The sequence below is a fragment of the Bacillus sp. JJ864 genome (genome assembly GCF_036963045.1).
GTDB lineage: Bacteria > Bacillota > Bacilli > Bacillales > Bacillaceae_G > Bacillus_A > Bacillus_A pseudomycoides_C.
This window is the reverse complement of the sequence record NZ_JBALLY010000057.1, coordinates 1-26,215: the sequence shown is the minus strand read 5'-3', so window position 1 is coordinate 26,215 and position 26,215 is coordinate 1. Positions and strand designations below refer to the sequence as shown.

33 protein-coding genes and 1 riboswitch are annotated in these 26,215 nt (G+C 34.9%); of the genes, 21 read left to right on the top strand and 12 right to left on the bottom strand.

What is annotated here, in order from left to right:
* Positions 1-39 precede the first annotated feature (39 nt).
* Positions 40-750: a prepilin peptidase gene (locus tag V7024_RS10545; RefSeq protein WP_335519315.1), complete on the top strand. Its 711-nt coding sequence runs from the start codon at positions 40-42 to the stop codon at positions 748-750.
* Between the two features lie 12 nt (positions 751-762).
* Positions 763-1,077, top strand: coding sequence for a cyclic-phosphate processing receiver domain-containing protein (locus V7024_RS10540; RefSeq protein WP_335519311.1), 315 nt, complete (start codon positions 763-765; stop codon positions 1,075-1,077).
* Positions 1,078-1,126: 49 nt separating this feature from the next.
* Here the strand turns inward: V7024_RS10540 and V7024_RS10535 are convergent, their stop codons facing one another.
* The 6 genes from V7024_RS10535 to phaQ form a co-directional block, all read right to left on the bottom strand.
* Complete coding sequence (locus V7024_RS10535; RefSeq protein ID WP_098915612.1) at positions 1,127-1,975, bottom strand: formate/nitrite transporter family protein; 849 nt, start codon at positions 1,973-1,975, stop codon at positions 1,127-1,129.
* A gap of 212 nt (positions 1,976-2,187) precedes the next feature.
* A complete protein-coding gene (locus V7024_RS10530; RefSeq protein ID WP_335519307.1) occupies positions 2,188-2,994 on the bottom strand; it encodes a TerC family protein in 807 nt (268 codons plus the stop codon).
* A 452-nt stretch (positions 2,995-3,446) separates the two neighbouring features.
* Positions 3,447-3,632 (bottom strand): alpha/beta-type small acid-soluble spore protein, encoded by a 186-nt coding sequence (locus V7024_RS10525; RefSeq protein ID WP_090915256.1) that lies wholly within the window; start codon positions 3,630-3,632, stop codon positions 3,447-3,449.
* 134 nt (positions 3,633-3,766) lie between these two features.
* Positions 3,767-4,210 carry a MaoC family dehydratase gene (locus V7024_RS10520; RefSeq protein WP_335519303.1) on the bottom strand — a complete coding sequence of 148 codons (444 nt, stop codon included), beginning with the start codon at positions 4,208-4,210 and terminating at the stop codon, positions 3,767-3,769.
* Positions 4,211-4,311: 101 nt separating this feature from the next.
* Positions 4,312-4,836, bottom strand: coding sequence for a polyhydroxyalkanoic acid inclusion protein PhaP (gene phaP, locus V7024_RS10515; RefSeq protein WP_335519300.1), 525 nt, complete (start codon positions 4,834-4,836; stop codon positions 4,312-4,314).
* 43 nt (positions 4,837-4,879) lie between these two features.
* Positions 4,880-5,329 (bottom strand): poly-beta-hydroxybutyrate-responsive repressor, encoded by a 450-nt coding sequence (gene phaQ / locus V7024_RS10510; RefSeq protein WP_272187454.1) that lies wholly within the window; start codon positions 5,327-5,329, stop codon positions 4,880-4,882.
* 216 nt (positions 5,330-5,545) lie between these two features.
* Here phaQ and phaR point away from each other — a divergent pair, with 216 nt between their 5' ends.
* The 4 genes from phaR (at position 5,546) to V7024_RS10490 (ending at position 9,751) form a co-directional block, all read left to right on the top strand.
* Complete coding sequence (phaR, locus tag V7024_RS10505) at positions 5,546-6,013, top strand: polyhydroxyalkanoic acid synthase subunit PhaR (RefSeq protein ID WP_335519293.1); 468 nt, start codon at positions 5,546-5,548, stop codon at positions 6,011-6,013.
* Positions 6,014-6,168: 155 nt separating this feature from the next.
* A complete protein-coding gene (gene phbB / locus V7024_RS10500; RefSeq protein WP_335519290.1) occupies positions 6,169-6,912 on the top strand; it encodes an acetoacetyl-CoA reductase in 744 nt (247 codons plus the stop codon).
* Positions 6,913-6,996: 84 nt separating this feature from the next.
* Positions 6,997-8,082 (top strand): class III poly(R)-hydroxyalkanoic acid synthase subunit PhaC, encoded by a 1,086-nt coding sequence (gene phaC, locus V7024_RS10495; protein ID WP_335519287.1) that lies wholly within the window; start codon positions 6,997-6,999, stop codon positions 8,080-8,082.
* Positions 8,083-8,401: 319 nt separating this feature from the next.
* Positions 8,402-9,751, top strand: a complete 1,350-nt coding sequence (locus V7024_RS10490) for a TrkH family potassium uptake protein (RefSeq protein WP_335519284.1) — start codon at positions 8,402-8,404, stop codon at positions 9,749-9,751.
* Between the two features lie 42 nt (positions 9,752-9,793).
* On the opposite strand, the gene V7024_RS10485 is transcribed toward V7024_RS10490, so the two are convergent.
* Positions 9,794-10,129 carry a DUF3905 domain-containing protein gene (locus tag V7024_RS10485; protein WP_335519282.1) on the bottom strand — a complete coding sequence of 112 codons (336 nt, stop codon included), beginning with the start codon at positions 10,127-10,129 and terminating at the stop codon, positions 9,794-9,796.
* Between the two features lie 454 nt (positions 10,130-10,583).
* Between V7024_RS10485 and V7024_RS10480 the strand changes: the two genes are divergently transcribed.
* Positions 10,584-10,736 carry a hypothetical protein gene (locus V7024_RS10480; protein ID WP_196060650.1) on the top strand — a complete coding sequence of 51 codons (153 nt, stop codon included), beginning with the start codon at positions 10,584-10,586 and terminating at the stop codon, positions 10,734-10,736.
* 52 nt (positions 10,737-10,788) lie between these two features.
* On the opposite strand, the gene V7024_RS10475 is transcribed toward V7024_RS10480, so the two are convergent.
* On the bottom strand, positions 10,789-12,555 hold the full coding sequence (locus tag V7024_RS10475; protein ID WP_335519277.1) for a B12-binding domain-containing radical SAM protein: 1,767 nt from the start codon (positions 12,553-12,555) through the stop codon (positions 10,789-10,791).
* Positions 12,556-12,727: 172 nt separating this feature from the next.
* Here V7024_RS10475 and V7024_RS10470 point away from each other — a divergent pair, with 172 nt between their 5' ends.
* The 3 genes from V7024_RS10470 (at position 12,728) to cbpA (ending at position 14,420) form a co-directional block, all read left to right on the top strand.
* A complete protein-coding gene (locus V7024_RS10470) occupies positions 12,728-12,850 on the top strand; it encodes a hypothetical protein (protein WP_335519274.1) in 123 nt (40 codons plus the stop codon).
* Positions 12,851-13,004: 154 nt separating this feature from the next.
* Positions 13,005-13,634 carry a class II aldolase/adducin family protein gene (locus V7024_RS10465; protein ID WP_335519271.1) on the top strand — a complete coding sequence of 210 codons (630 nt, stop codon included), beginning with the start codon at positions 13,005-13,007 and terminating at the stop codon, positions 13,632-13,634.
* 159 nt (positions 13,635-13,793) lie between these two features.
* Entirely contained in the window at positions 13,794-14,420 is a 627-nt protein-coding gene (gene cbpA, locus V7024_RS10460; protein ID WP_335519268.1) for a cyclic di-AMP binding protein CbpA, read from the top strand.
* Between the two features lie 26 nt (positions 14,421-14,446).
* Here the strand turns inward: cbpA and V7024_RS10455 are convergent, their stop codons facing one another.
* A complete protein-coding gene (locus V7024_RS10455; protein ID WP_335519265.1) occupies positions 14,447-15,220 on the bottom strand; it encodes a divergent polysaccharide deacetylase family protein in 774 nt (257 codons plus the stop codon).
* A 412-nt stretch (positions 15,221-15,632) separates the two neighbouring features.
* Here V7024_RS10455 and V7024_RS10450 point away from each other — a divergent pair, with 412 nt between their 5' ends.
* Entirely contained in the window at positions 15,633-15,902 is a 270-nt protein-coding gene (locus V7024_RS10450; RefSeq protein WP_335519262.1) for an aspartyl-phosphate phosphatase Spo0E family protein, read from the top strand.
* Positions 15,903-15,926: 24 nt separating this feature from the next.
* Here the strand turns inward: V7024_RS10450 and V7024_RS10445 are convergent, their stop codons facing one another.
* Positions 15,927-17,423: an ATP-binding protein gene (locus tag V7024_RS10445; protein WP_335519259.1), complete on the bottom strand. Its 1,497-nt coding sequence runs from the start codon at positions 17,421-17,423 to the stop codon at positions 15,927-15,929.
* Positions 17,424-17,585: 162 nt separating this feature from the next.
* Between V7024_RS10445 and V7024_RS10440 the strand changes: the two genes are divergently transcribed.
* The 4 genes from V7024_RS10440 to V7024_RS10425 all read left to right on the top strand — a co-directional run bounded on the left by V7024_RS10440 (position 17,586) and on the right by V7024_RS10425 (position 20,966).
* Complete coding sequence (locus V7024_RS10440) at positions 17,586-18,032, top strand: MarR family winged helix-turn-helix transcriptional regulator (protein ID WP_335519255.1); 447 nt, start codon at positions 17,586-17,588, stop codon at positions 18,030-18,032.
* A 317-nt stretch (positions 18,033-18,349) separates the two neighbouring features.
* Positions 18,350-20,044: a M3 family oligoendopeptidase gene (locus V7024_RS10435; RefSeq protein WP_335519252.1), complete on the top strand. Its 1,695-nt coding sequence runs from the start codon at positions 18,350-18,352 to the stop codon at positions 20,042-20,044.
* Between the two features lie 144 nt (positions 20,045-20,188).
* Complete coding sequence (locus V7024_RS10430) at positions 20,189-20,722, top strand: DinB family protein (protein ID WP_335519250.1); 534 nt, start codon at positions 20,189-20,191, stop codon at positions 20,720-20,722.
* Between the two features lie 127 nt (positions 20,723-20,849).
* Positions 20,850-20,966, top strand: coding sequence for a DUF6254 family protein (locus V7024_RS10425; RefSeq protein ID WP_090915292.1), 117 nt, complete (start codon positions 20,850-20,852; stop codon positions 20,964-20,966).
* Positions 20,967-20,976: 10 nt separating this feature from the next.
* Here the strand turns inward: V7024_RS10425 and V7024_RS10420 are convergent, their stop codons facing one another.
* A complete protein-coding gene (locus V7024_RS10420) occupies positions 20,977-22,185 on the bottom strand; it encodes an ATP-binding protein (protein ID WP_335519432.1) in 1,209 nt (402 codons plus the stop codon).
* 233 nt (positions 22,186-22,418) lie between these two features.
* A riboswitch (PreQ1 riboswitch) is annotated at positions 22,419-22,462 on the top strand.
* Between the two features lie 86 nt (positions 22,463-22,548).
* Here V7024_RS10420 and queC point away from each other — a divergent pair.
* The 4 genes from queC to queF are packed head-to-tail and all read left to right on the top strand — an operon-like array spanning position 22,549 to position 24,939.
* Positions 22,549-23,220 carry a 7-cyano-7-deazaguanine synthase QueC gene (gene queC / locus V7024_RS10415; protein ID WP_335519242.1) on the top strand — a complete coding sequence of 224 codons (672 nt, stop codon included), beginning with the start codon at positions 22,549-22,551 and terminating at the stop codon, positions 23,218-23,220.
* Positions 23,220-23,714 carry a 6-carboxytetrahydropterin synthase QueD gene (gene queD, locus V7024_RS10410; protein ID WP_090915295.1) on the top strand — a complete coding sequence of 165 codons (495 nt, stop codon included), beginning with the start codon at positions 23,220-23,222 and terminating at the stop codon, positions 23,712-23,714. The genes queC and queD overlap by 1 nt, the downstream gene beginning before the upstream one ends.
* Positions 23,707-24,423: a 7-carboxy-7-deazaguanine synthase QueE gene (queE, locus tag V7024_RS10405; protein ID WP_335519236.1), complete on the top strand. Its 717-nt coding sequence runs from the start codon at positions 23,707-23,709 to the stop codon at positions 24,421-24,423. Before queD ends, queE begins: the two co-directional genes overlap by 8 nt.
* An 18-nt stretch (positions 24,424-24,441) precedes the next feature.
* Complete coding sequence (queF, locus tag V7024_RS10400) at positions 24,442-24,939, top strand: preQ(1) synthase (RefSeq protein WP_035435424.1); 498 nt, start codon at positions 24,442-24,444, stop codon at positions 24,937-24,939.
* 35 nt (positions 24,940-24,974) lie between these two features.
* On the opposite strand, the gene V7024_RS10395 is transcribed toward queF, so the two are convergent.
* Positions 24,975-25,160 carry a YkvS family protein gene (locus V7024_RS10395; RefSeq protein WP_335519233.1) on the bottom strand — a complete coding sequence of 62 codons (186 nt, stop codon included), beginning with the start codon at positions 25,158-25,160 and terminating at the stop codon, positions 24,975-24,977.
* A 211-nt stretch (positions 25,161-25,371) separates the two neighbouring features.
* Between V7024_RS10395 and V7024_RS10390 the strand changes: the two genes are divergently transcribed.
* Both V7024_RS10390 and V7024_RS10385 read left to right on the top strand, forming a co-directional pair.
* Positions 25,372-25,530, top strand: a complete 159-nt coding sequence (locus V7024_RS10390) for a hypothetical protein (protein WP_335519230.1) — start codon at positions 25,372-25,374, stop codon at positions 25,528-25,530.
* A 49-nt stretch (positions 25,531-25,579) separates the two neighbouring features.
* Positions 25,580-26,179, top strand: coding sequence for a histidine phosphatase family protein (locus V7024_RS10385; protein WP_335519227.1), 600 nt, complete (start codon positions 25,580-25,582; stop codon positions 26,177-26,179).
* The last annotated feature ends 36 nt before the right edge of the window (positions 26,180-26,215 follow it).

Below are 26,215 nucleotides of genomic sequence, written 5' to 3'. Positions count from 1 at the left end.
CCTTTTCTTGTTATACTAAGCGCGAAAGGAGAGGATGGAATGCTATTTTATGTATATGCTTTTTTCACTGGTTTGATATTAGGCTCATTCTATCACGTTGTTGCTTATCGTATTCCGCTCGGATATTCCATTATAAAACCACGCTCACATTGTTCTCATTGTTCCCACGTATTACAACTAAAAGAGTTGATTCCCATTTTATCATTTTGTATCCAAAAAGGAAGGTGCACGCATTGTAATATAAAAATCTCATATTTGCATCCTTTATTTGAAGGCATTGCAGGGGTATTGTTTCTTCTCGCGGCAGTTTCTGTTGGTTTCAACGAGCAGCTGATTATCGTGTGGACGCTGTTATCACTTCTTTTCATTGTTTCCATTACAGATCTTCTTTATATGGTAATTCCAAATCGAATTTTATGCTTTTTTACAGGACTATTTCTAATAGAACGTTTTTTTATACAGCCATCGCTATGGTGGGATGGATTGTTAGCAGCAATGGTTATGTTTATGCTCTTATATTTCATTCAAGCTATTTATCCAAAAGGAATTGGAGGAGGGGATGTGAAACTATTTACTTTACTTGGGTTTGTCGTTGGAACAAAAACGATACTGTTGTCACTTTTTTTCTCATCCTTATTTGGTCTTTGTTTTCTTATCATTTTTATTGCGCTTAGACGGATGACGTATAAAGAACCACTTCCCTTTGCGCCTTTTATTGCACTTGGTACAATATGTACATATAGTATGTAGAGGAGGGGAAAGATGAATGTATATATGGATGATCAAAGACCGTGCCCAGCTGGTTTTACACTAGCGACGACAGCCGAACAAGCACTGGAGCTCATTCGAAATAATAAGGTACATACCTTATCGCTCGATTATAATATGGGATTTCGTCAGAGAAATGGGTTGTATTTCGTAGATGCATTTTGTCAGGAACGATTACATGTGGAAGAAATTCATTTTCATACGAATGATCCGATAGGACAACATTATATGTTAGATCGGATCCAAAAAGGAAAAGAGTCTGGGGAAATTTCTTCATCTATTATGATTAAACGTGTTGGAAGTTACTAAAAAAGCATGCATTCCAATCAATTTGGAATGCATGCTTTCGACGTGTGCTTTATTTTACATGTGCTGGTAATGGAATGATTTCTTCAGTTTGTGCGGAATCGATTTCTGCTTTTGCAGATTCTGTTTCACTTTTTGTTTTAGTCAAATAATGATATACCATACCAACAAATACAGATCCACCAATTATGTTACCGATTGTAACTGGAATTAAGTTATGAATTGCATTCGCAAAAGAAATTGTATCAGGATGTGGAACAAGTAGAGCAATTGAAAATAGTGACAGATTTGCGATGCTATGTTCATATCCTGATAAGAAGAAAGCAAATACAAGAAACATCATTACAAGTATTTTAGCTGTATCTCCTTTTACTTGAGATGGAAGAAAACATGCAAGACAAACGAGCCAGTTACATAAGATAGCTTTGAAAAATAAGTGCATGGTTGATGCGCCCATCTTTCCTGCGACAACTTCATTTAATAAGTGATTGTGACTTATCGTTTCAAAAATACCAGTTGCATAAAAGAGCGCTGCGAAAAATACTGCGCCTACTAAGTTTCCTACATAACAAGCACCCCAGTTGCGAAGTGTATCAACAACAGTTGTTTCTTTTCGTAAAGTTGAAATGGTGAAATACATTGTATTTCCTGTAAATAATTCAGCTCCGCCATATATGATTAAAATAAGTGCGACTCCAAAAAACGCAGAAGATGCTAAATATGTTGCAGGTGAATGTGCATCATGAAAAAAATTCCCTAACTTAAAACATACTACAATAACAAATCCGATATAGATACCAGCTAGCGCTGCTCGAAGAAAATATTCCATCGGATTGTTATCTAGCATTTTTGCTTTTTTCTTTGCAAGCTGTACAACGTAATCTACTCCTTGTTCTAGCATAAAACATTACGCTCCTTCAATACATCGATTATAAATACTCTTTATATGAATAAAGTACACCTATTTGCTCTTACTTTCAATAAGTTTGTGCAACATTTCACAAAAAGGACATCTTTTTTGGTGAAAGCGCTAACAATATGTTGTATAATATAGTACATATTCAATAATTGAGAAACCTCACCAATTTTTGAGAAAAAGAAAAAGCGCTGAAATTACAGCGCTTTTTCGTTATATTGTTTCGAATCCTGTTGTACGTTTGGGTTTGTTTCTTTTGATAAGAACCAACCACCTGCACCAATTGCAAGCAATACACCCCAGAAAATCAATTTCCAAGTAGTTGATTCTGGGAATTCATGTGGAATGACACCTAATGCAGGATGAGCTAACGTATAAACTGCTAATTTCACACCAACCCAACCTACAATCATGAATGCAGCAGTTTCTAATCCAGGTTTACGTTTCAGTAAGTTTACGAAAGCGGATGCGGCAAAGCGCATAATGATTAATCCAATCATACCGCCTGCGAAAATAACAGCAAACTGTCCGATATCAAGTTCGCCGATTGTACCAAGGTTTGTTTTCGGTAATGTCATTGCTAATGCAACCGCTGCTAAAATAGAGTCAACAGCAAACGCAATATCAGCAACTTCTACTTTGAATACAGTCCACCAAAAGTTTTCTTGTTTTTTCTCTTTTTCTTTTTTTTCTGTTTCTTGATGCGTTGCATTCTTTTTAACATACGTTTTTACAAGGTGATTCACAGCGATAAACATTAAATAAACAGCACCAATTGCTTGTACTTGCCATACATCGACAAGAAATGAAATCATAAACAATGATCCAAAGCGGAATACAAATGCTCCTGCAAGTCCGTAAAATAAAGCTTTTTTCCGTTTTTCTTCCGGTAAGTGTTTTACCATGATTGCAAGGACAAGTGCATTATCCGCTGCTAAAATTCCTTCCAAAGCGACTAAAATAAGTAATACCCAACCATACTGCAATAATAAAGATAGTTCCATTTACATTCTCCTCTCGTTTGTATAGGCGCTAAACAAAAAAAGAAAATTCCCCATTGTTTAGCTTCCCAAAAAATAAGCTCTATTAACGGCGGAGGAATTTAGAAATGAATGCAAAAAAGACCTCTGCCGTTAATAGGCAAAGGTCTTGCTAGACATATGTAATAAAATATGCCAACAAAGCCGGAGGAACATGGTTCCACGTAATGACGACTTTGTTTCAGAGAATATTTTCTCTGACGCTACTCCCCTTTGGAAATATGCTATTACGTACAGTATATAAGTAATACTATAGTGTGTCAACCTGTTAAAAGGTTTTTGTGTGAATATTTCATTTCTTATACTTTCTACGAGGAGAGGGAAGTGCTCATGAGTAGTTTGTTTTGTTATCTTTAAAATGAAAATAGTAAAGAGGCAGAGAATATCTGCCTCAAATCCATTGTTTATTTTATTTATTATCCACGTAACTGTTGTTGTGCAAGGGAAACGAGACGTTTTGTTACTTCGCCGCCGACAGATCCATTTGAACGAGCAGCTGTGTTCGATCCTAGATTCACGCCAAATTCTTGTGCAATTTCATACTTAAACTGTTCTAGTGCTTGTTCAGCACCAGGAACAAGTAATTTATTTGTTTTCGCCATAGTATAGTACCCCTTTTTTCATTTTCAGCTTATAGAAGCTGATGTTGTTATTGTATGTGTTTGAATTTCACTCATACGCGGAAGTAATCGGAGAGACTAGCAGTTCTTGGATGAAATGAAAAAGAGTAGCAGCGCTACTCTTTTTTCATAACGGTTGCTGTACCTTCTACAACAACTTTATTGTATTGATTATATATGTTTGTTTGTAAGGTAATAAACCTTTTATCATCGCGTTTTTCAATGACTTCAGCGATAACACGTAGTGTATCTCCGATTTTTACAGGGGCACGGAATGCGATATTTTGTGATAAATAAATGGTATTTTTTCCAGGAAGCTTTGTGCCAAGTATTGTTGAAATAAAGCTAGAAACGAGCATACCATGAGCAATGCGTTCTTTAAACATCGTTGTTTTGGCAAAAGAATCAAGGAGATGAATGGGATTTACATCGCCCGTAAGTTTTGCAAACGTAATAATATCTTCGTTTGCAATCGTTTTTGTTAAAGAAGCTTGATCCCCTATGTGAATGTCATCATAATAAAGCTCATGAACAGATTCTGCTTCTCGAAAAGGATTCATTTCTTCCTCCTTCTTTTCCATGTTGAAAAATGTAAGCCATCCAGATGCAACGGGAGAAAGAAAGGAAAGAGTATTTTTTGCAGTTAGTTGCCACATCTTTCTTACTTCATGGAAGTAAATAGATTTTTTGAGTTTTCCTCGAACTTTTTTACGAGGTCTAGTTGCATGGATTTGAATTCTTCTAAAAAACTTTCCATTTGCTTTTGAACCTCTTCACGTTGTTGTTGTTGTTGGCTAATTAGTTGCTTCACTGCTTCTTCGAACTGTTCGCTTGTTTGTGAAAGTAAAGATAGAGATGTTTTTGTTGGAGACACAGTGATTTGCTGCATCTGATTGGAAAGTTCATTCCATTTTTCGTGCCATCCATCCATTTGTTCATTAAAGGAATTTCCGGCGAATTGCTTTACATATTCAGTATATTGTGTGTTTGCTTGTGCTGAAAATTGCTGGATTTCTTTTTCGATTTCTTGTGTACTTTCTGTTAATTTATGCAAAGCTTCCTGCTGATGTTTCAACGTTTCTAATGTAAGTTGTTCCATTTGTTTTCCCGCTGAAGAGAAAAGGGAAAGAGAGTGTGACCAATTTTTCCAGAATGCATCAACAAGTTCGTGTGGTTTCGTTTCCATGACTTGACCTCCAAATAAAATTTTTACATATTGTGAACGCAGATTAATCTGCTGTATCACCAGAAGATGATGAAGATTTCTCATCCTTTACTGAAACCGTGGAAAATGGGAAGAATGCATTTGTGTATAGGTTAAAAAATGTACGCAGCATCTTTTGGTATTGTTCAAAAGACGTAGCGCAAGAAGTTAAATATTCCTCTCCATATTCCGTTAAAGAATAAATTCGTTTTGCTGGACCTCCTTCACTTGTATCCCAAGTGGAAGATATGAGGTTTTCTTTTTCTAACTTTCGCAAAGTCCTATATACATTACCTTGATCAATAGAAGAAAAGCCAATATCCATTAGCATTTGAATGAGTTTGTAACCGTGAAGACTCCAGTCTTTAAGACAGAGAAGTAGGAATGGAACTAAGAAGTTTTTTGGCATGGAGTTTGGTTGTTTCGTTTGGGACGTTTCCAAACTTTCTTTTTTTTCTGGTTCATTTTGTAGCATGATTGTGCATCACCTCATGAATCAGTTAGTTGGGAATTTTTTCTTATATGTGCAATTTACACCTATCTGTATTTTTTGTCAATTCATTTTTTTTGAAAATAGAAAAAATAAATACACTCTTGAACTTTTAGACAGAATATTGGAAAATAATGAATAGATTGAATTATTTCAATTGTTTTATTGGTTTTAATAACGAAATGAAGGAGTGTAGGAGAAGTGATTGAACAAAAACTCGATCCACTGCAAGCTTGGAAGGAAGTTTACGAACAGACAGAAAAGTTTTGGGGAAAAACGCTTAATGAAACAGTCAAGACAGAAGAGTATTCTGCATGGATGGGAAGCGTTTTAGATTTGAACTTGTTTTATCAAAAGATGATGAATGATGCAACGAAAGGGTATTTAGAGAAAGTGAATATCCCAACGCAAGAAGATATTGCACGAGTTGCCTCTCTTGTTATTAATTTAGAAAACAAAGTTGACAATATTGAAGAGTTTTTGGAGGAAAATACAGAATCCCTTGGACAATCGCCTACAATAAAACGTGATGTAACAAAAGTGAAACAAGATATTCGAACACTAGAAAATAAATTAGATAAAATTTTAGAGCTATTAGAAGGACAGAATGGAATATTAGAAAAACTACAAGTGCCAGCTGCACAAGTGAAACAAGATCCAAAAAAATAATTTCGTTAAATATATATTCGTTCTGAAAGCGGAAGGGAGAACCTCTTTCTAGAGCGATATATTATTTATAAATGTATACATGCATTATGCGGTGTACATCTAGGCGAAATCCATCCATCATGTAGCCGCAAATAATAACAAAGGGGGAGCACAAAATGGCTCAATTACATGGAAAAGTAGCAATTGTAACGGGTGGAGCAAAGGGGATTGGAAAAGCAATTACAGTAGCACTAGCAGAAGAAGGGGCAAAGGTAGTAATTAATTACAATAGCAGTAAAGATGCTGCGGAGAACCTTGTGAATGAGCTCGCAAAAGAAGGACATGATGTGTATGCTTGTCAAGCAGATGTTTCTAAGTTAGAAGATGCAAAACGTCTTATAGAAGAAACAGTACAGCACTTTGGAAAAGTAGACATTTTAGTTAATAATGCTGGAATTACGAGAGATCGTACATTTAAAAAGTTAAATCGTGAAGATTGGGATCGCGTTATCGATGTGAATTTAAGTAGCGTATTTAACACAACAAGTGCGGCACTTCCATACATAACGGAAGCTGAAGAGGGACGAATTATTAGTATCTCTTCTATTATTGGTCAAGCTGGTGGATTTGGACAAACGAATTATTCAGCTGCAAAAGCTGGTATGATTGGATTTACAAAATCATTAGCATTAGAACTTGCAAGAACAAATGTAACAGTAAATGTGATTTGCCCAGGCTTTATTGATACAGAGATGGTAGCGGAAGTTCCAGAAAACGTTCGTGAGCAAATTGTATCGAAAATTCCGAAGAAACGTTTCGGTCAAGCTGATGAGATTGCAAAAGGTGTTGTATACCTTTGCCGAGATGGTGCGTACATTACAGGTCAGCAATTAAATATTAATGGCGGTTTATATATGTAATCTAACAACAAAGAAGTGCATGTCTATGATGGGTATGCACTTCTTTCTTTCTAAACGGAATAAAAATATAAAGGAGTTGTGAACATGACAATGCCCAGAGCAGAATGGGAAAAGCAATTAGAGTTGTATCCAGAGGAATATCGAAAAGCATATCGACGCTTTAGACGAGCGAGTGAAGTATTACTTCGTGAACCAGAGCCGCAAGTAGGTTTAACGCCGAAAGAGGTGATTTGGACGAAAAATAAGACGAAGTTATATCGTTACATTCCGAAGAAAGAAAAGACACATTCTGTTCCTATCTTGTTAATTTATGCTCTTATTAATAAGCCTTACATTATGGATTTAACACCAGGGAATAGTTTAGTGGAATATTTAGTGGACCGTGGTTTTGATGTGTATATGCTAGACTGGGGAACGTTTGGTTTAGAAGATAGTCATTTGAAATTTGATGATTTTGTTCTCGATTACATTGCAAAAGCTGTGAAAAAGGTACTGCGTACAGCAAAGGCAGAAGAAATTTCTTTGCTTGGTTATTGCATGGGAGGAACATTAACGTCTATTTATGCTGCACTTCACCCACATATGCCGATTCGTAATTTAATTTTTATGACGAGCCCATTTGACTTCTCTGATACAGGGTTATATGGACCGCTATTAGATGAAAAATATTTTAACTTAGATAAAGCGGTGGATACATTTGGCAATATCCCTCCGGAAATGATTGATTTTGGAAATAAAATGTTAAAGCCAATTTCAAATTTTGTCGGTCCTTATGTAGCACTTCTTGATCGTTCAGAAAATGAGCAGTTTGTAGAAAGTTGGAGATTAGTTCAAAAATGGGTTGCAGATGGGATTCCGTTTCCGGGTGAAGCATATCGTCAATGGATTCGAGAATTTTATCAAAAAAATAAGCTAGTGAAAGGTGAGCTTGTGATTCGCGGCCAACAGGTGAAGTTGGAAAATATTAAGGCAAATGTATTAAATATTTCTGCGAAACGTGATCATATTGCACTTCCATGTCAAGTGGAAGCTTTATTAGATCATATTTCGAGTGTTGATAAGCAGTATGTTTGTATTCCAACGGGGCATATGTCAATTGTGTACGGCGGAACAGCGGTAAAGCAAACATATCCAACAGTTGGGAATTGGCTTGAAGAACGCTCAAACTAGGAATTGATATGGAGTAAAAGCGAAGTAATCCAGTTAGTGAAAACTAGCTGGATTTTTTTGTGGAAAAGAGGGATAGTGTGAGCTTACAGCTTTTACATTAAGACGGTGTTACATTCACTTACCCGAGTATTGTTGGTCATGGCTGCGTCATCACCGCTTACTGTTCGAACAGTAAGAATTTTACGATTTCAACAAGTGAAAGGAATACCTATTCCTTGTTATGAAATGTTGGAAAATGATATGATATGTGGTGTGCTCATTATTCGTAGTAGTTCGGATTTTAAAGTATTTTACGCAAAAAAGTTAAAGAAGTGATGGAATGAAAGTTATTAGAAATTGGTTACAACGTTTAAGGCCAGTACAGCTCATCGCTGTATTTTATGGCATCGCTGTAATTGTATCAGTTATATTATTAAGCATGCCATTTGTTTTAAAACCAGGAGTGAATTTGCCATTTATCGATGCTTTATTTATATCTGTTAGTGCAGTAAGTGTAACAGGGTTATCTACTGTGTCAATTCCAGATACATTTAATACAGCAGGTATTGTGATATTAGCACTTGTTTTACAATTAGGTGGACTTGGCATTATGGCGCTTGGTACGTTTGTTTGGATGATTACAGGGAAGAAAATAGGTTTGCAGCAGCGGCGATTAATTATGGCAGATCAAAATCAAGGGAATTTAGCTGGACTTGTTCATTTAATGCGCTCTATTTTAATATTAATTGTTTCGATTGAAGTGCTTGGTGCCCTTTTATTAGGAACAAGATTTTTACATTACTTTCCTAGCTGGAAGGAAGCATATTTTCATGGTTTTTTTGCAGCTGTTAGTGCGACAACGAATGGTGGATTTGATTTGACGGGCCAATCGCTTATACCGTATCAAAAAGATTATATCGTACAAATTATTCATATGTTTCTCATTATTTTAGGTGCAATTGGTTTTCCAGTGTTAATTGAAATAAAGCAATATATTGGTAAAAAGAAACATGAATTATTTCGATTCTCGTTATTTACAAAACTTACAACGACAACGTTCTTTTCTCTAGTTATTGTTGGAACGATTGTTATTTTTTTATTGGAATGGAATCATTTTTTGCACGGCAAATCGTGGGATGAAATGCTGTTTTATACATTGTTTCAATCTGTTACAACAAGAAGTGGCGGCTTAGCAACGATGGATATTCAAGAATTTTCACCTCCGACACTTTTCTTTATGAGTATATTAATGTTTATTGGCGCTTCTCCAAGTTCTGTTGGTGGCGGCATTCGTACAACAACATTTGCCGTTAGTATCCTCGTATTGTATAACTTTGCAAAAGGTAGTAGAAGTGTACGGGTATTCGGGAGACAATTACATGAAGAAGATATTGTAAAATCATTTGTTGTTGCATTGATGGGTGCATTGCTATGTGCGGTAGCGATATTTATTTTATGTATAACGGAACCATTTCCATTAATGAACCTCGTCGTAGAAGTGTGTTCAGCATTTGGAACAACAGGATTATCAACAGGAATTACATCAGAACTCACAACAATTGGAAAGTTAATATTAATTGTGCTGATGTTTATCGGGCGGATTGGTATTTTAACGTTCATATTGGTGATTGGGGGAAGAGAGACACCGCCTCGATATAAATATCCGAAAGAACGGATTATTATTGGATAAGAAAAGCGATTCTATTTTGTAAAATAGAATCGCTTTTCTGTGTTAATCATTAATACCAAACTGTGGATGCATAAAAACATCTTCTGCATCATTATTATTTTTAGATAGTAATTCTTGATTTTCTTCAGCAATCCAACCGATATCATTCGTTGGATGCACCCATTGGTCTCCGGCCATAATAGCAGGATCGATATCATCGCTCCAATTATTTAGGGGGCTATTTTCTGAATTATATTGGCTATCACCAATAATCACGTCATATTCATTGATGAATGGTTGTTGCATTGTGATGCCAGTTCCTTTAAACGAAGGGAAATTCATTTGATGCGGAATCGTTTCATCAAGAATCGGAGAGTCGATAGGTTGCTTTTTCTTCACATTCATCGCTCCTTGTTTATTTAAGTATCCATTTTAATTTTTTAACATATAAGGCAGCCATGCAGAATATAGCCTCATTTGTACTTGCTTTGGCCTTTTGTTTTAAACATAGCACGTGGAAAAAACGGGACCTGACCGCTTCTATCACGGCCAGATGATCTCGCCCATCTAAAAAGAAAGGAGTTTTATGTTAGGTTTTCAACTTGTATTTATATAGAAAGGTGTATAGACCTTCCTATTTTATAGCATTTCCTCACATTGTGTATTCACAACTTGTTAACAGTTACCATTTATAGAGTGGCGTTTTAGTGTTCATATTAGTATTACAAGCATTATATTAAAGTCCTTCTTTCTCTTTAGGGAGGACCTATAGTGTTTCCAGATGCTAGGCTTAAAAACAAAAAAATGAAAAAACGAAAGTTCACTTTATATAAAGAAGTAAGGAGTGTTTCATATGGTAAAACGAAAAGTAAAGTATAACGCGGCTGCAACGAATAACCAAACTCCAAAAGAAAGCTTGCCGGATGCGGAATTTGCAGTTGAGTATGAAAATGAAAGTGTTGCAAAATATGCAAATCGTAATTCAAAAAAAGGCAAGAAAAAATGAGGCGTTTTTACAAACGTCTCATTTTTTTCTGATTGGTTCTCGTTTTTTATATTTATTTTATTGTTGATAATTCGCTGACACTAGCTGCGTATAATTCACATTGTGTCGTTTTCGGATTGTAGTAGGCAATAAGGAAAGAAGGATTTGAAATCACTTCCCCGTGCTTCATGTAATGGTGGTAATCAAATGGTATATGCTCTACAATCGTGTGTTTATACAAGTCTTTTTCTGCCAATTGAAGAGCAGTAAATTTCTCTCCTAGAATGTTTGGATGTTCTAGAATTCCTTTATAGTAGGCATTTACCTCTTCTTTCTTCCTTTGTTCTGTTGTCCATGATTTACGCGGACGATATTTATGATTTTGTAAATAATCGATTGTCATTAACCCTTTAATGATATGGAGATTCGCAGTTTTTCTTGATTGTAAAAACTGATACAGACGTTGGAATAAATCTTCTAGTTGGTGTCCAATTCGTATCCACCCTTGTGTATCCCAGTAAGAGCCAAACTCTTGAAAGAAGTCAAAAGGTGTATCAAATGCATGGGATACGATATATGACACAGTGTTGTCCGTACGATGGGCATTCCAATATTTTTCTAAGACATCTTCAACTTGTTTAATTCGAATAATATCATCAAATGATAGTACATTATTTCCAAGCATTTCATACGGTGCATTCTCCATGTATATATATTGATGATCATTTGCTCGAAGGCGAAGTCCTGTACCACGCAGCAATTTTAAAAAGCCAAGTTGTAATTCTTCTGGTCTTAATGCAAAGACATCATTGAATGTTTTTCGGAAGGATTGATAGTCCTCTTCAGGAAGTCCGGCAATTAAGTCTAAATGTTGATCGATTTTCTGTCCATCGCGAACCATTGTAACGGTTCTTGTCAATTTTTCGAAGTTTTGACGTCGTTTTACAAGGTCGTTCGTTTCATCATTTGTAGATTGTACACCGATCTCAAAGCGGAACAAACCTGGAGGAGCATGTGTATTTAAAAATTCAATGACCTCAGGTCTCATAATATCGGCTGTAATTTCAAATTGAAATACAGTTCCATCTACGTGCTCATCAATTAAAAATTGAAACATTTCCATTGCGTAGCTACGACTAATGTTAAAAGTACGATCGACGAATTTAATAAGACGTGCACCATTTTGCATTAAATAGCGAATATCTTCTTTAATGCGTTCACGATCGAAGTAACGGACGCCGATCTCAATAGAAGATAAACAAAATTGACAGCTAAACGGACAACCACGGCTTGTCTCAATATAGGTAATGCGTTTACTTAAATGTGGTATATCTTCCGGAAAACGATATGGAGATGGTAATTCTTTTAAATTTAGTTTCTCGCGTTGTGGTTTGATTACATAGTTGCCATCATTTTTTCTGAATCCAATACCGTCAAGGTTTTCAAATTGTTGTGTACCTTGTATTTCAAATAGAAGATTTTTTACAGCAATTTCTCCTTCACCGATAATAATAAAATCAATTTCAGGAACACGTTTGAGCCAATAGGGCACATCGTATGTAACTTCTGGACCGCCAACAAAAATAATAAGATTTGGATTAATCTTTTTAAGCATTTGAATGACTTCAATTGTTTCTTCTATGTTCCAAATATAACAGCTAAATCCTATTACATCAGGTTTGCGCCTATGTAAATCTGTAACGATATTCATGGCAGGATCGTTAATCGTATATTCAGCCATCTCGAGATCAAATTCTGGCTGGGCATATGCCTTAATATAACGAATTGCTAGATTTGTATGAATGTACTTTGCGTTTAACGTGCTAATAATAATGTTCATATTTTTACCCTCAACTTTAATTTAAAATTACATTGTTTAGTATAGGCATATATATGGGGAAAAACAACATTAACAAGAAGATGAATTTACAAAAAAAGGACACTTTTTCTCTTATTGCTCATATAATTTACCAATAGAAAAAAAGTTGGTTAAAGGAAAGAAGGGAGCAGGGGTGAAGAGAAGAGTGTATGAGAAGATCATTTTATATGCATATATACTGCGGAAATTACGCATTATTAATGAACAAGAGAAGAATGCTATGCTGCAAATTATGATAAATAAAAGAGCTCTATAATAGGGCTCTTTTTATTTGGATAAAGTTTAGGGAACACGGCAAAAGCATATTGACAAAAAGGTGTTCTCATGTGATAATTCAATTAAATTTTTCGAATTATCAAAAAATATTGCCTTTACATAAAAATAGAAGATAACAATACGGGGGTGACAATGTGTTATTGTTTTTGAAAAAATGGAAGGAATTACGGGATATTAAGATGGAATTGGCTCTTCGCGATTGGTTTTATGGGACAAAAATTAGTTTATCGATGCGTACGTCCGAAGATCCGCTTACGTTTTTAGTTAATATAGAAGGAAAAGATAAAGGACTATTTATAGAAGATGATTTTATTGTAGTTAATAGTACTTGTGAACCGGTATTTGCGTTCGATGAGAAACCGGCTTCTGAATCATTTATGCACGCAGATATTTATAAGAAAAGTCAGGCGGAATGTATTTTACAAGTACAAACAGTTGATAGTCACCTAATGTCGGAATTATATGAAAAAGAAGGAGAAGTAACCTTTGAACAGAGAAATGTAGAACGTGTTTTTGGAAAAGAAGGAATTACAAGTATTACAATTCCAATCGTAGAAGATGAAAGTAAATTTGCGAATTTGTTAGAAGAGAGTGTGCCTTGCTTTACAAAAGGAGGCGGAGCTGTGCTTGTTCACAATTATGGATTAATTGTTTGGGGAACATCGCCAGAAGAAACGAAAAAATGGTTAGAGGGATTAGAGTACTTAATGAATTACCACGTAAAATTGTTAATGATTAAAGGAACAAAAAGTTCGGTGATGTAATCCAAGGATCTCTTTAGGTAGAAGTACCTAAAGAGAATTACAAACAGTTAGGAAGTAATCAAAAAAATGAAAGCGTTTTACTTATGAAGTTTTACTCATAAAATACGGCTCTCCTTATTATATATAGATTACATGTCGTCATGTGGGGAGGAACGTATTTTGCGAGTTAAAAATCATTTTCTTCTGAAGCAACAAGTTGTAACCTGCTTCGAAAACGAAGAGGCGGAGCGAGCTTTAGAGATAATGGAACGCAGTGGATATAGAGCGATTCCTGTTTTAGCAGAGGACGGTAAGACATTTAAAGGGATTATTTATAAAGTGGATGTGTTAGAGAATAGGTGTAAGGAGCAAGAAGAAAAGAAAGAAAGTGTTTCTGAGCTAATGAAAGGTGAGCAGGCTTTTATTTTTGAACGTGATTCTTTCTTTAGAGCTTTTTATACGATTCGTAGATTGCCTTTTTTAACTGTACTAAATGATTATCATGAGTTTATAGGCATTTTAACACATTCTAATATTTTCGATGTGATTGAAGACTCGTTTGGAATGCATACAGGTGGATATATATTAACATTAGCGACGCATGAGTCGAAAGGAATCATTAAAGAGCTTGGTAGATTATTAAAGCTATATAATATCGGTGGGTTATTTACGTTAGATAATGGAGATCAATATATTAGACGCGTTATCGTTAATTTAACAGATGATTTGAATCAACAAGAGTTAGAAGCATTAATAGCAAAATTAGAAAAAAGGGGTTTTCGAGTTAGTCATGTAGACCGAATTTAGAAATAGAGAGGGGCAGAAGCCTCTCTCTATTTTTGTGAAGAAATGGGCGGGGCTGGCGCTACAAGATCAGATAAGAAGATAAAATCAGCTTTTTTTTGAATTTTAGGAATATAAGATCGAATGACAGAAGATGTAATTTCTCCTGGAGGACCAACGTGACCAATAGCTACCATAACAGGTTCAGTTCTTACTTTTTGTAAGAGAATATTTGCTTGTTTTGATACGTGAGCCGAAGTATATAGATCATCAAAAAATAGTTTGTTTTCGACAATAGGTACACCAATCTCTTCCCCGATTTTTTTGACAACGCTGTACGGGCTTGTTTTACTATCTAAATAAAAGAGACCATGCTCTTTACAAACTGATAGTATAATGCGCATCACTCTTTCATCAGCCGTTGCTTTTGAACCCATATGATTGTTCATTCCAATTGCGAATGGAACCTCTTCAATTGCCTGTTTGATACGACTTCTAATTTCAGCATCACTTAAATCGGTTGTAATAGCTTTTGGGCCAAGCCATTCTTTTTTTCCTTTTACCGGTTCCATTGGCATATGAATAATCACTTCGTGTCCTTTTTGATGAGCTGATGTTGCATCTTGTTTTGTAGATGGAAGAAATGGCATAACTGCAACAGTTAACGGGATAGGCAGTGAGAGCATTTTTTCTGTGCCCTTCATATTATTTCCAAAGTCATCAATGACAATCGCTACTTTATTTGTGTGAGCGTAGGTTGGCACAGAACAAGTTACGATTGGCAGTAGGGCGGTAAGGAAAAAGATTATTATATATTTTCGCATGTACAAGTCTCCCTTCGGATCATACAAAGCATCCATATTTTCATCTACTAACGGTAAGTTGAATCAATTGAGCTCAGTGGTGTGGTATAAATGATAATTTATTGTTATCGTTTACGTTTTGAATGAATTTAAACGCACAAAATGTCGAAAATAAAATTGTGAAAAGTAGGAGTTCTTTGTTTGAGAGGGATTTTCATTAAAATAAAACAAAAAAAATGTCTATTATTGCGAATGTATTTACAAAGATAGAATAATTTGTAATAATTCTCAAGGTGAGGATAAAGATTTGTAAATTATAGGGAGAAAATGTTTAATTTTCTGAACGTTCGTATGTAATAAGGAGAGAAACAGAAAGTTTCATTCTTAATAAGAATGGAATACAGATTATGAAAGGATATCGAGGGGGATACGCATGTTTGTAGTAAAAAGAAAATCTACAATGGACAAGCTTTTGTATGATATTCATGTGAAGCGTGAAGAAATGATTCATTTAGGACTTACAAGTGGATTTAATAGCTTGGAGACAATTCAAGTAAGTCAAGAATTGGACATGCTTATTGTGAAATATCAACGTTACAAAGAGAAAAAGGTGTCGAAATGGTTGTTAATGATAAAAACATCATTTTTAAAAATCGCACACAATGAGAAATCGAATGCGTTTTGGACAACATTTATGAAGTAATCATCCCATGTGAGAGAGGGATGATTACCGTGAATTGAGCGGGAGAATAATGCATACTGTTGTTCCAATATTTTCTGTACTTTCGATCGTAATTTGACCATTATAAATTTCAATGATTCTTTTGCATACGACAAGGCCTAGTCCCGTTCCTGTATCTTTATTTGTGAAAAACGGATGGAAAATATGCTTTTGAATGTGTTTTGGAATTCCTTTTCCAGTGTCTTTGATTTGCAATTGTGCCGTACTTTCGTTTGATTTGATTGTAATCGTCAATGTATCACCAAGTGACATTGCTTCAAAAGCATTTTTTGTAATATTTAAAATAACTTGTTTAATATGATCGTTTGAACAACAAATTGGAATGGGTTGTTCAGGCATACGTATGGAAAGTTGAACGTTATGTAAATTTGCCTCGGATTGAATAATTAACGAAACTTCTTTTACAATATCTCTTAAATCGTATGTTTTTTCAATAATAGCAGTTGGTTTCCCAAGAATAAGGAATTCACTGACAATCTCATTAATCCTTTCAATTTCTTTCTCAATAACATACAAATAAAATTGGTCTTTTTCATTTGTATGTGTTTCTTTCAAAAGAGTAATGAGTCCTTTAATACCTGTAAGAGGATTGCGGATTTCGTGAGCTGTGCTTGCAGCGAAGGAACCGACTAATTCAAGTTTTTGTACTTCATTTTGTTTTCTTTCTAATCTCGTTTGTCTTTTTAGAAGAATGTATTTGATAACTAAAAATAAAATAGTCATAAGAAATAATGTTATTAAACAATCCATACAGACGTTATGACATAAAATGGTTTCTTCAATAGGTAATGGATAAATAGCAACGCTCCACGGCAATCTTGTTAATGGAACAGTAATTTGTTGTGTGTTTTTTGGGGAGAATTTGGGATTATTATCGTGTAAAAATGTAACTCCATACTTATCCAGTACTTCAAAGTGATATTCTGGTTTGATTGCATTTAAAGACGTTGCAATATAGTCAAACCGCAGGCTTGCTAATAGCAGCCCAGAAATATCTTTGTTTTTATTGAAAACAGGAGTGGCAATCACAATCACTTTATGGCCAGAAGCACGATCTGTAATTGCGGATGAAACCATCGTCTGTTTATTTTTAAAAGCTTCTTTTGCATAAGGACGATCAGTAATATCGATAGGATCTTTTAATCCCGATGATGATAATGTAACTTTCAAATCAGCATTTGCATAATACAGGCCATCAAATCGATCGTCGGTTTCATCTGTACTATGTAGAACATGTTGTATTTCAGTATCATCTTGCGCTTTTGCGCTAATAACCATCGCCAGCATTTCTAATGCAGATGTTGCTTCTCCTAGATAACGGTCTAAGTAGTCTCTATATAAAAATACGACCATATGAGCGGCTTGTTTATTTTCTTTTTCCATTGTATATTTTTCGTACAAAAACAAGATGGAACTAATACAAAGGGTTGGAAATATGACAAGCAAAATATATAAAAATGTGTTGCGTAGTTTTACATTCAAAATTGCTTCTCCTTCTGTTTTTAATTTTATTATATAAAAACATTCTGAAATGTGTAGTGTTTTTGCAGTTTTTTGTTGTAATATGTTGAAATACAGAAGTGTTGTTTAAATTTGATATAATCTCTCTATTTGAAAAGAGGCTTAGTAAAGGGTGGGAGTGTTATGACATCTCAGTATGAAGAGGCAGATGTTTCGAAATCATTAAAAGTATTTATCGCTTTATCACGCGTGCACCGCTCTGTTATGGATACGGCCAATAAGTCTATTCAAAGCAATGGATTAAACCCAACCGAGTTTGCCGTACTAGAATTGTTATACCATAAGGGAACGCAACCATTGCAGCAAATTGGGGAAAGAATTTTAATTGCAAGTGGTAGTATTACATATGTTGTTGATAAATTAGAGGGAAAAGGACTTGTTGAGCGAAAACCTAGCCATAATGACCGTCGTGTCATTTATGCTCAATTAACAGAACAAGGGATACAATTAATTTCTAGTATCTTTCCAAACCATGAGAAAGTCATACATGAATCATTTCATATGTTATCAAATGATGAAAAAGATCAACTCTTAGTGTTGTTAAAAAAGATAGGTAAATATGAGAAATAATAAAAAACTTTGAATGTATAGTTCAAAGTTTTTTTATTATTTTTGCTATCCGTGAGCAGAAAAAAAGCTCCTTATATATAAGATTAAAAAACGACATCCCCCCCTTTTTTTAGAGGGAGACGAGAGGATCTGGCCGCGCATAGAAGCGGTCATGATGTATGTTGGATAGCAGCGATTTGTATGTCGGAAAATTAAAATGAATATATAGTACGCACGGCAATAAGTAGGATGAAATTTACTGATGAATAAAGGGGATTTACGAAATATATGGAATTATAGTAAGGGAATGTTTTTTAGAAAAGAAAGGGGCTAGTTCTATGTCATTTGAGAATTATGAATACAAACGTCCGAATATGGATGAAGTGAAAGACAGATTTGCGGAGACTTTACAACAGTTTAAGAGTGCTAAAACAGTGGAAGAACAAAAAGAAGTAATTGCACAGGTTAATGAGATTCGTAATGATTTTAGCACGATGTATAACATATGTTATATTCGTCATAGTGTAGATACGATGGATGAATTTTATAAGGAAGAACAAGATTTCTTTGATGAATATTCACCAATTGTGAAGGGATATGTAACAAAATATTACGAGGCATTAACACAATCTCCATTTCGAAAACAATTAGAAGAATATTATGGTATACAGTTATTTGCACTTGCAGAGGCTGAAATGAAAACATACTCTGATGATGTAGTAGCAGATTTACAGTTAGAAAACAAGTTGTCTTCTCAGTACACACAGTTATTAGCGGCAGCTAAAATTTTATTTGAAGGAGAAGAACGAACGCTATCACAACTTGTTCCGTTTATGGAGAACAGAGATCGTAATATGCGTAAACAAGCAAGTGAAGCATATTATGGATTTTTAGCAGAGAATGAAGAAGAGTTAGACCGTATTTATGATGAACTTGTTAAAGTAAGAACGACAATTGCGAAGAAACTTGGTTTTAATAATTTTGTTGAGCTTGGATATGCAAGAATGTATCGTACAGACTACAATGCAGAGATGGTTGCGAATTTCCGCAAACAAGTACTTGATTATATTGTTCCTGTTGCAACTGAACTTAGACAAAAGCAACAGACTCGTATTGGAGTAGAGAAGCTTGCTTATTATGATGAAAATTTTGAATATCCATCTGGTAATGCAGTGCCAAAAGGTGATGCGGATTGGATTGTGAATCACGGCAAAACGATGTATAAAGAACTGTCAGAAGAAACAAATACATTTTTTAATTTTATGTTAGAAAATAATTTATTAGATCTTGTTGCGAAAAAAGGAAAAGCTGGCGGAGGCTATTGTACATATATTGAAAATTATAAAGCACCGTTTATTTTCTCAAACTTTAACGGAACGTCTGGTGACATTGATGTGTTAACGCATGAAGCAGGACATGCTTTTCAAGTATATGAAAGCCGCCACTATGAAGTTCCAGAGTATAACTGGCCGACATATGAGGCGTGTGAAATTCATTCTATGAGTATGGAGTTTTTTACATGGCCATGGATGAAATTATTCTTTGAAGAAGATGTAGAGAAATATTATTTCTCACATTTAAGTTCGGCGCTACTGTTTTTACCATATGGTGTATCTGTTGATGAATTCCAGCATTTTGTATATGAACATCCAGAAGCATCACCAGCTGAGCGAAAAGAAGCGTGGCGTAATATTGAAAGAAAGTACTTGCCACATCGTGATTATGAAGAAAATGATTATTTAGAGCGCGGTGGCTTTTGGCAACGTCAAGCGCATATTTATAACTCACCATTTTATTACATTGACTATACGTTAGCACAAATTTGTGCATTCCAATTTTGGAAACGTTCTAGAGAGAATCGTCAAGAGGCATGGGAAGATTATGTTCATCTTTGCCGTCAAGGCGGTAGTAAATCATTCTTACAATTAGTTGAAACAGCTAATTTAACATCACCATTCGCTGATGGATGTGTGAAAGGTGTAATCGATGAGATTCATGGTTGGTTAAATGGAGTAGACGACACAAAATTGTAAAAAAATATGCATTGGTTTTTATGAATTTACAATCGACAATTATTGGGAAAAATGAGATAATAAAAGAAAATTTAGAATAATTAAATGAATGAGGTGTTTCTTAAAAAGAAACGCCTCTTTTTAACCAAATAAGGGGGGAGAAATATGATGCAATCTTATGCAAATATGAATATGGAAACGTTGTTACGTGGAATGGCATCTACGAGACAGAAACTTTTATCAGAAATTGAAATGTTAACTGATACAGAAATTAATATGAAACCGCGCCGTGATAAATGGAGCATTATGCAAGTGTTACATCACCTTCATCTTGTTGAACAATCTGTTACATCTGCTATTGTATATGCGCTTCATAAAACTGAAAGAAAAGTTGTCCCACCAAAAGACCTTCAAACTACAATCGATCGAACAAGAAAGAGAGAAGCCCCTCAACAAATGCAACCAACAGAAACGTTAATGAAAAAAGCACAAATGATACAATTGCTGCAAAGTTCAAGAGAAAAGCTTTTACATGTTCTTCATAGCATTGTAAATGAAAAAGAACTATTTGAAAAATCGCTCAAACATCCTGTATTTGATGAGCTTAATTTATATCAATGGGTGCAATTCTTAGACTTACACGAACAGCGTCATCTTACACAGTTAAAAGAAGCAAAACATGCAATTTTACAAAGATAAAGTGAAAAATCCATCAGCTGATTTACTAGCTGATGGATTTTTATCGTTTTTGCATCATTCAGTATATGTATATTCCTACTTCATATGTTGGAACATATATAAGGACATCTGAAAAGGAGTTGAAATAATGGGAAATAAAAAACGGGAGCAAGAAAGGCAATGGAAAGCACGAAAAGAACATCAACAGCCGCATGGGAAAGTGAAGACTTTTGCGGAACTTGTAGATGAAACAAAAAAAACGTGATGCACCTGCATCACGTTTTTTTTGTTAAGGGAAATATAAGAAGAAAAGTTGTCCCAATATTTTTCTTACTACTGATGTCAATTTTACCATTCATTGCTTTTATAATACTAAAGACAACCATCATTCCAAGACCTGTTCCTTTTTCTTTTGTAGAGTAGAAAGGGGAACCGAGACGTTTTACTTGTTCGGTACTCATGCCGATTCCGGTATCTTGAATATGTAATTGGATATGTTTATTAGCAGGTGTTACAGTAAATGTAAGGTCACCGCCGTTTGGCATTGCTTCAATACAGTTTTTTATAATGTTTAAAAGGCATTGATTGAGCTTTTGTTTTTCTCCCATTATATAAAATGTTTTACTTTGTTTCGTATAATGGATACGAACGTTAGAAAGGTTTGCTAATGGTGTCATGAGCGTAATTGCATGAAGTAATTCTTCTTCTAACTGTAATAGTTGTACTTTTTCAATACTTGGTTTTGCGAATGTTAAGTAGTCTGTTAATACATGATTTGCTTGGTCAATACCGCGCATAGCGATGTCTAAATATAACAGTTTTTCTTGTTCTGAATAGCTTTTTGATTGTAGCAATTGAAGAAATCCTCTTGTTGATGTAAGTGGGTTTCGAATTTCATGTGAAATAGAAGCAGCCATCTCACCGATGAGATGAAATTTTTCGGCGTTCACAAGTTCTTTTGCAAGGCGGACTTGTGATTGTAAAACTTCCATTAAGTATAAAATTAAAATCGTTCCTATAATTGTGCATAACTCATATGTAACAAGATAAGGTGTATAGTCTTTTGGATTTGGAACGATAGATAGAAAATAGGGAATCCAGCCAATGCCGTATATGAGGCTGTAAAAAAAAGCTAAATACATTTTTGTTTTGATTTTCCCTTTTATATATACTTTGTATGTTGTAAAGAGAAAAATGTACAAAATGATAGAGGCAATAAGAGAAGGTATGAAGCCACTGCCGCCAATAAAAAAACGATAAAGGTTCATAACACCTAAAATTGCACCACCCGCCATTGGTCCTCCAGATAATGTTCCGACAACGAGCACGACATGTCGGAAGTCAAATTGAAAACCGTAATCAACTTTTGCAGCAAATGACATACAAACAATACTGGTAATACTGCAAGAGAGAATAAATACAAATGAATTGAGCTTTGGAGAGCGATTTCCTTTTTCGCTCCAAAATAAATGATAAATCAACATTGTAACTAAAATAAATAATATATTTATGAAGAGGTACATAATAAAAAGCTTCAGCTTTAAAACCTCCTTGTAGCGAGAAATAAAAGTTTGCTATATAAAATAATCATACTATTAATATGGAAGAAAATGAAATATTATTTTTAGAAAAAACAGAAAAAATAGACGTTTTTCACTCGTATACTCGGTGTGTTACAATGTAAGGTGCAAATTAAAGAAGACAATCCATGCATAGCATGGGAGAGGTTCGCGAACTCCCTCTATAAAAAACTAAGAAGAGAACAATGTCCTTTTTGATATTGTTTTGTTTTTTTAGTATGACAGTTCAAGAACGCTCTTTCTTCTTGGAATCGAAAAAAGAGGAGAATGAGTGAAATGAAAAAGGAAAAAGCGGTTGTTGTTTTTAGTGGTGGTCAAGATAGTACAACATGTTTATTTTGGGCACTTGAACAGTTTGAAGAAGTAGAAACAGTGACGTTTAATTATAATCAACGTCATAAACTCGAAATTGATTGTGCTACGGAAATCGCAAAAGAATTAGGTGTAAAGCATACTGTACTTGATATGAGCTTGTTAAATCAGCTAGCTCCTAATGCATTAACGCGTACAGATATGGAAATTACACATGAAGATGGCGAGTTGCCGTCGACATTTGTGGATGGACGTAACCTATTGTTTTTATCGTTTGCGGCTGTGTTAGCGAAACAAGTAGGGGCACGCCATATCGTAACAGGTGTGTGTGAAACAGACTTTAGCGGCTATCCAGATTGCCGTGATGTGTTTGTGAAATCGTTAAACGTTACATTAAATTTATCGATGGATTATCCATTCGTTATTCATACACCACTTATGTGGATTGATAAAGCAGAAACGTGGAAACTGGCAGATGAACTTGGAGCTTTTGAATTTGTCCGTGAAAAAACGTTAACGTGCTATAACGGAATTATTGGTGATGGCTGCGGTGAATGTCCAGCGTGTCAGCTTCGTAAAGCAGGACTTGATAAATATGTACAAGAACGTGAAGGAGCGAAAGCATAATGACACAAGACTTCTTTGGATTTCGCATAGTTGAAAATTTACAAAAAATAGATCAGGACATCGAGCGCAAGCAACTGAAGTATCATAATAAGCGTGTTATGGTTAGTAAAGAATTTACGTTTGATGCTGCCCACCATCTGCACTGTTATGAAGGGAAATGTAAAAACCTTCATGGACATACGTATAAAGTAATTTTTGGAATTAGTGGTTATGTCAATGAAATTGGTTTAGCGATTGATTTTGGTGATATAAAAGAAATTTGGAAAAATGAAATTGAAATATATTTAGATCATCGTTACTTAAATGAAACACTTCCAGCTATGAATACAACTGCTGAAAATATGGTTGTATGGATTTTCGAGAAAATGGAAGAGGCACTAACAAAAGGTGATCGACAAAATGAATATAAAGGGGCGCGTGTTGAGTTTGTGCGCTTATTTGAAACACCAACAAGCTATGCAGAAGTAAGACGGGAGTGGATGATGGGTGAGTAACATTCCTGTTTTAGAAATATTTGGACCGACAATTCAAGGAGAAGGAATGGTTGTTGGACAAAAAACAATGTTTGTTCGTACAGCAGGTTGTGATTATAGCTGTGCATGGTGTGATTCTGCATTTACATGGGATGGTTCTGCGAAAGAGCAAATTCGTCAAATGTCGCCAGAAGAGATTTTTTCTGAACTAGTGCAAATTGGTGGAGAAAATTTCTCACATGTAACCATTTCTGGTGGAAATCCTGCATTGCTGAAGCATTTAGGAGAATTGACCTCTTTATTAAAAAAGAACGGCATTCGTACAGCAATTGAAACGCAAGGAAGTAAATGGCAAGATTGGTTACTTCATATAGATGAGGTGACAATTTCGCCGAAGCCGCCGAGTTCAAAGATGTCAACGAACTTTAGTATGCTAGATTCAATTATCGAACGGTTAGACGGAAAAGAGTTTAGCTTAAAAGTGGTTGTATTTGATGATCAAGATTTTGTATATGCAAAAGAAGTGCATGAACGTTATCCACACGTTCCGTTTTTCTTACAAGTTGGAAATGATGATATGAAGACGACGGATGATGCTTCGTTAATTCAGCGTCTTCTTATGAAATATGAGTGGCTTATTGATAAAGCTGTGCAATGTAAGGAAATGAATGATGCAAAAGTATTACCGCAGCTCCACGCTTTAGTGTGGGGAAATAAACGCGGTGTATAAGTGAAGGGAGATTTTTAGATGACTGGAAGAAAAGATGAAGATTTAAAAGATGTAACATTATTAGGAAATCAAAATACAAAATATTTATTTGAATATAGCCCAGAAATTTTAGAGACGTTTGATAATAATCACCCAAATCGTGATTATTTTGTAAAATTTAATTGTCCAGAGTTCACAAGTTTATGTCCGAAAACAGGTCAACCAGATTTTGCGACAATTTATATTAGCTATATTCCAGAACAAAAAATGGTAGAGAGTAAATCTTTAAAGTTATATTTATTTAGTTTCCGTAACCATGGAGATTTCCATGAGGATTGTATGAATGTTATTATGAATGACTTAATTAAACTGATGGATCCACGCTATATTGAAGTATGGGGCAAGTTTACGCCACGCGGTGGTATTTCTATTGATCCATATTGTAACTATGGACGTCCTGGTACAAAATATGAAAAAATGGCTGAATATCGTTTAATGAATCACGATTTATATCCAGAAACAGTAGATAATCGTTAAGAAAAGAGGGGGCTTGCCCCCTCTTTTCTAGTATTCTATGTATGTTGTGTAATAATTGTATAGTTTTTATGATTGACAACAGTAAGAGGTTCCATATCTAAATCTCTAAAATTATCCATAATTGTTACATCAACGATAACGGAGTTTTTATTTACTTTTTGAACGCGCCCTTGTAAACCGTTTTTAAATTCAATGATATCTCCAGCTTCTGCGATTTTCATAAGCAACTCTCCTTGTTACATTTTTACGAAAAAGAGAACAAGTTTCATTCTTTTTGTATTTCCTTTTATTTTGAACGATATTTTCTATTTTGTAAATGTTTCCATGAAATTTTTTTGAAAAAAATACTAATTTTTAACAATGAATTTATAGTAAGATTCTCACATTTATTGTAAGGTGAATATAGGAGTGTTATGAAACGGAGACGATAAAATGGTATTTGAGATTGTGGGGAGCTTTATAGCTATTGTGTTGTTTTTATTTGCATATACAAAATTAAAAGTGATTCGTGAACATGGAACATACATATACTATGAGGGAACTGATAGCAATTCTTCTTTTTCTAGTCATGAAGATGGAAGTACTGAATAATATAAGTGTGTTTCTATAATAGAAAAATGTTGAACGGAGAGTGAGAAAGATGCAAATTTCTTTCATACGTCATGGAAGCTCTAGTGTTCAAAAGAAAGCGATTACAGTACAGGAATTTCAAGGGTGGCAGCAAAGATACGAGAATGAAGATATTATGAGAGAAATGGAAATTCCAATTGAAGCGATGGAAGTCGTTGAATCTTCTAAATTTATCGTATCGAGTGATCAAAAAATAGCTGTTCAATCAGCAACGATGTTGACTAGTAATGTTATGTTTATACAGAATTCACTTTTTCGTGAAGCTGTTGTTCCTTCTCTTTTACATGCCCCGAACTGGATAAAGTGTAAACCGGAAGTATGGATGTTTTTGGGCAGGGCATTTTGGACGATTGGTTATTCGAAGGATGTTGAATCCTATGTAGAAGTACAAAGAAGAGCGAAACAAGCGGCCGATGTGTTAGTTGGATATGCAAATGTATATCAGCGGGTTACCCTTGTTGGGCATAGTTATTTTAATACGATGATTGGGAAAGAGTTACGTACGCGGGGGTGGCGTGGACCACTGCTATTTCAAAATAAACCGTGGGGATGTACAGTTTATACTTTTCATGAAGTAATGGAAGGAAATGCATTTGTAACATATACTTAAAGGTGTCATACTCTATGTATAATACAACGGCACAAT

Coding starts and splice junctions, on each gene's coding strand:
- V7024_RS10480 (WP_196060650.1), top strand. CDS start 10,584: ATGGTAAAACGAAAAGTAAAGTATAACGCGGCTGCAACGAATAACCAA.
- V7024_RS10455 (WP_335519265.1), bottom strand. CDS start 15,220: ATGCGAAAATATATAATAATCTTTTTCCTTACCGCCCTACTGCCAATC.
- phbB (WP_335519290.1), top strand. CDS start 6,169: ATGGCTCAATTACATGGAAAAGTAGCAATTGTAACGGGTGGAGCAAAG.
- V7024_RS10395 (WP_335519233.1), bottom strand. CDS start 25,160: ATGAAAATCGCAGAAGCTGGAGATATCATTGAATTTAAAAACGGTTTA.
- phaQ (WP_272187454.1), bottom strand. CDS start 5,329: ATGCTACAAAATGAACCAGAAAAAAAAGAAAGTTTGGAAACGTCCCAA.
- V7024_RS10530 (WP_335519307.1), bottom strand. CDS start 2,994: ATGGAACTATCTTTATTATTGCAGTATGGTTGGGTATTACTTATTTTA.
- phaC (WP_335519287.1), top strand. CDS start 6,997: ATGACAATGCCCAGAGCAGAATGGGAAAAGCAATTAGAGTTGTATCCA.
- V7024_RS10475 (WP_335519277.1), bottom strand. CDS start 12,555: ATGAACATTATTATTAGCACGTTAAACGCAAAGTACATTCATACAAAT.
- phaP (WP_335519300.1), bottom strand. CDS start 4,836: ATGGAAACGAAACCACACGAACTTGTTGATGCATTCTGGAAAAATTGG.
- V7024_RS10535 (WP_098915612.1), bottom strand. CDS start 1,975: ATGCTAGAACAAGGAGTAGATTACGTTGTACAGCTTGCAAAGAAAAAA.
- V7024_RS10525 (WP_090915256.1), bottom strand. CDS start 3,632: ATGGCGAAAACAAATAAATTACTTGTTCCTGGTGCTGAACAAGCACTA.
- V7024_RS10390 (WP_335519230.1), top strand. CDS start 25,372: ATGGTATTTGAGATTGTGGGGAGCTTTATAGCTATTGTGTTGTTTTTA.
- V7024_RS10425 (WP_090915292.1), top strand. CDS start 20,850: ATGGGAAATAAAAAACGGGAGCAAGAAAGGCAATGGAAAGCACGAAAA.
- V7024_RS10490 (WP_335519284.1), top strand. CDS start 8,402: ATGAAAGTTATTAGAAATTGGTTACAACGTTTAAGGCCAGTACAGCTC.
- V7024_RS10385 (WP_335519227.1), top strand. CDS start 25,580: ATGCAAATTTCTTTCATACGTCATGGAAGCTCTAGTGTTCAAAAGAAA.
- V7024_RS10540 (WP_335519311.1), top strand. CDS start 763: ATGAATGTATATATGGATGATCAAAGACCGTGCCCAGCTGGTTTTACA.
- V7024_RS10420 (WP_335519432.1), bottom strand. CDS start 22,185: ATGTTGATTTATCATTTATTTTGGAGCGAAAAAGGAAATCGCTCTCCA.
- V7024_RS10545 (WP_335519315.1), top strand. CDS start 40: ATGCTATTTTATGTATATGCTTTTTTCACTGGTTTGATATTAGGCTCA.
- V7024_RS10520 (WP_335519303.1), bottom strand. CDS start 4,210: ATGAATCCTTTTCGAGAAGCAGAATCTGTTCATGAGCTTTATTATGAT.
- queD (WP_090915295.1), top strand. CDS start 23,220: ATGACACAAGACTTCTTTGGATTTCGCATAGTTGAAAATTTACAAAAA.
- V7024_RS10440 (WP_335519255.1), top strand. CDS start 17,586: ATGACATCTCAGTATGAAGAGGCAGATGTTTCGAAATCATTAAAAGTA.
- queF (WP_035435424.1), top strand. CDS start 24,442: ATGACTGGAAGAAAAGATGAAGATTTAAAAGATGTAACATTATTAGGA.
- V7024_RS10430 (WP_335519250.1), top strand. CDS start 20,189: ATGATGCAATCTTATGCAAATATGAATATGGAAACGTTGTTACGTGGA.
- V7024_RS10435 (WP_335519252.1), top strand. CDS start 18,350: ATGTCATTTGAGAATTATGAATACAAACGTCCGAATATGGATGAAGTG.
- V7024_RS10450 (WP_335519262.1), top strand. CDS start 15,633: ATGTTTGTAGTAAAAAGAAAATCTACAATGGACAAGCTTTTGTATGAT.
- queC (WP_335519242.1), top strand. CDS start 22,549: ATGAGTGAAATGAAAAAGGAAAAAGCGGTTGTTGTTTTTAGTGGTGGT.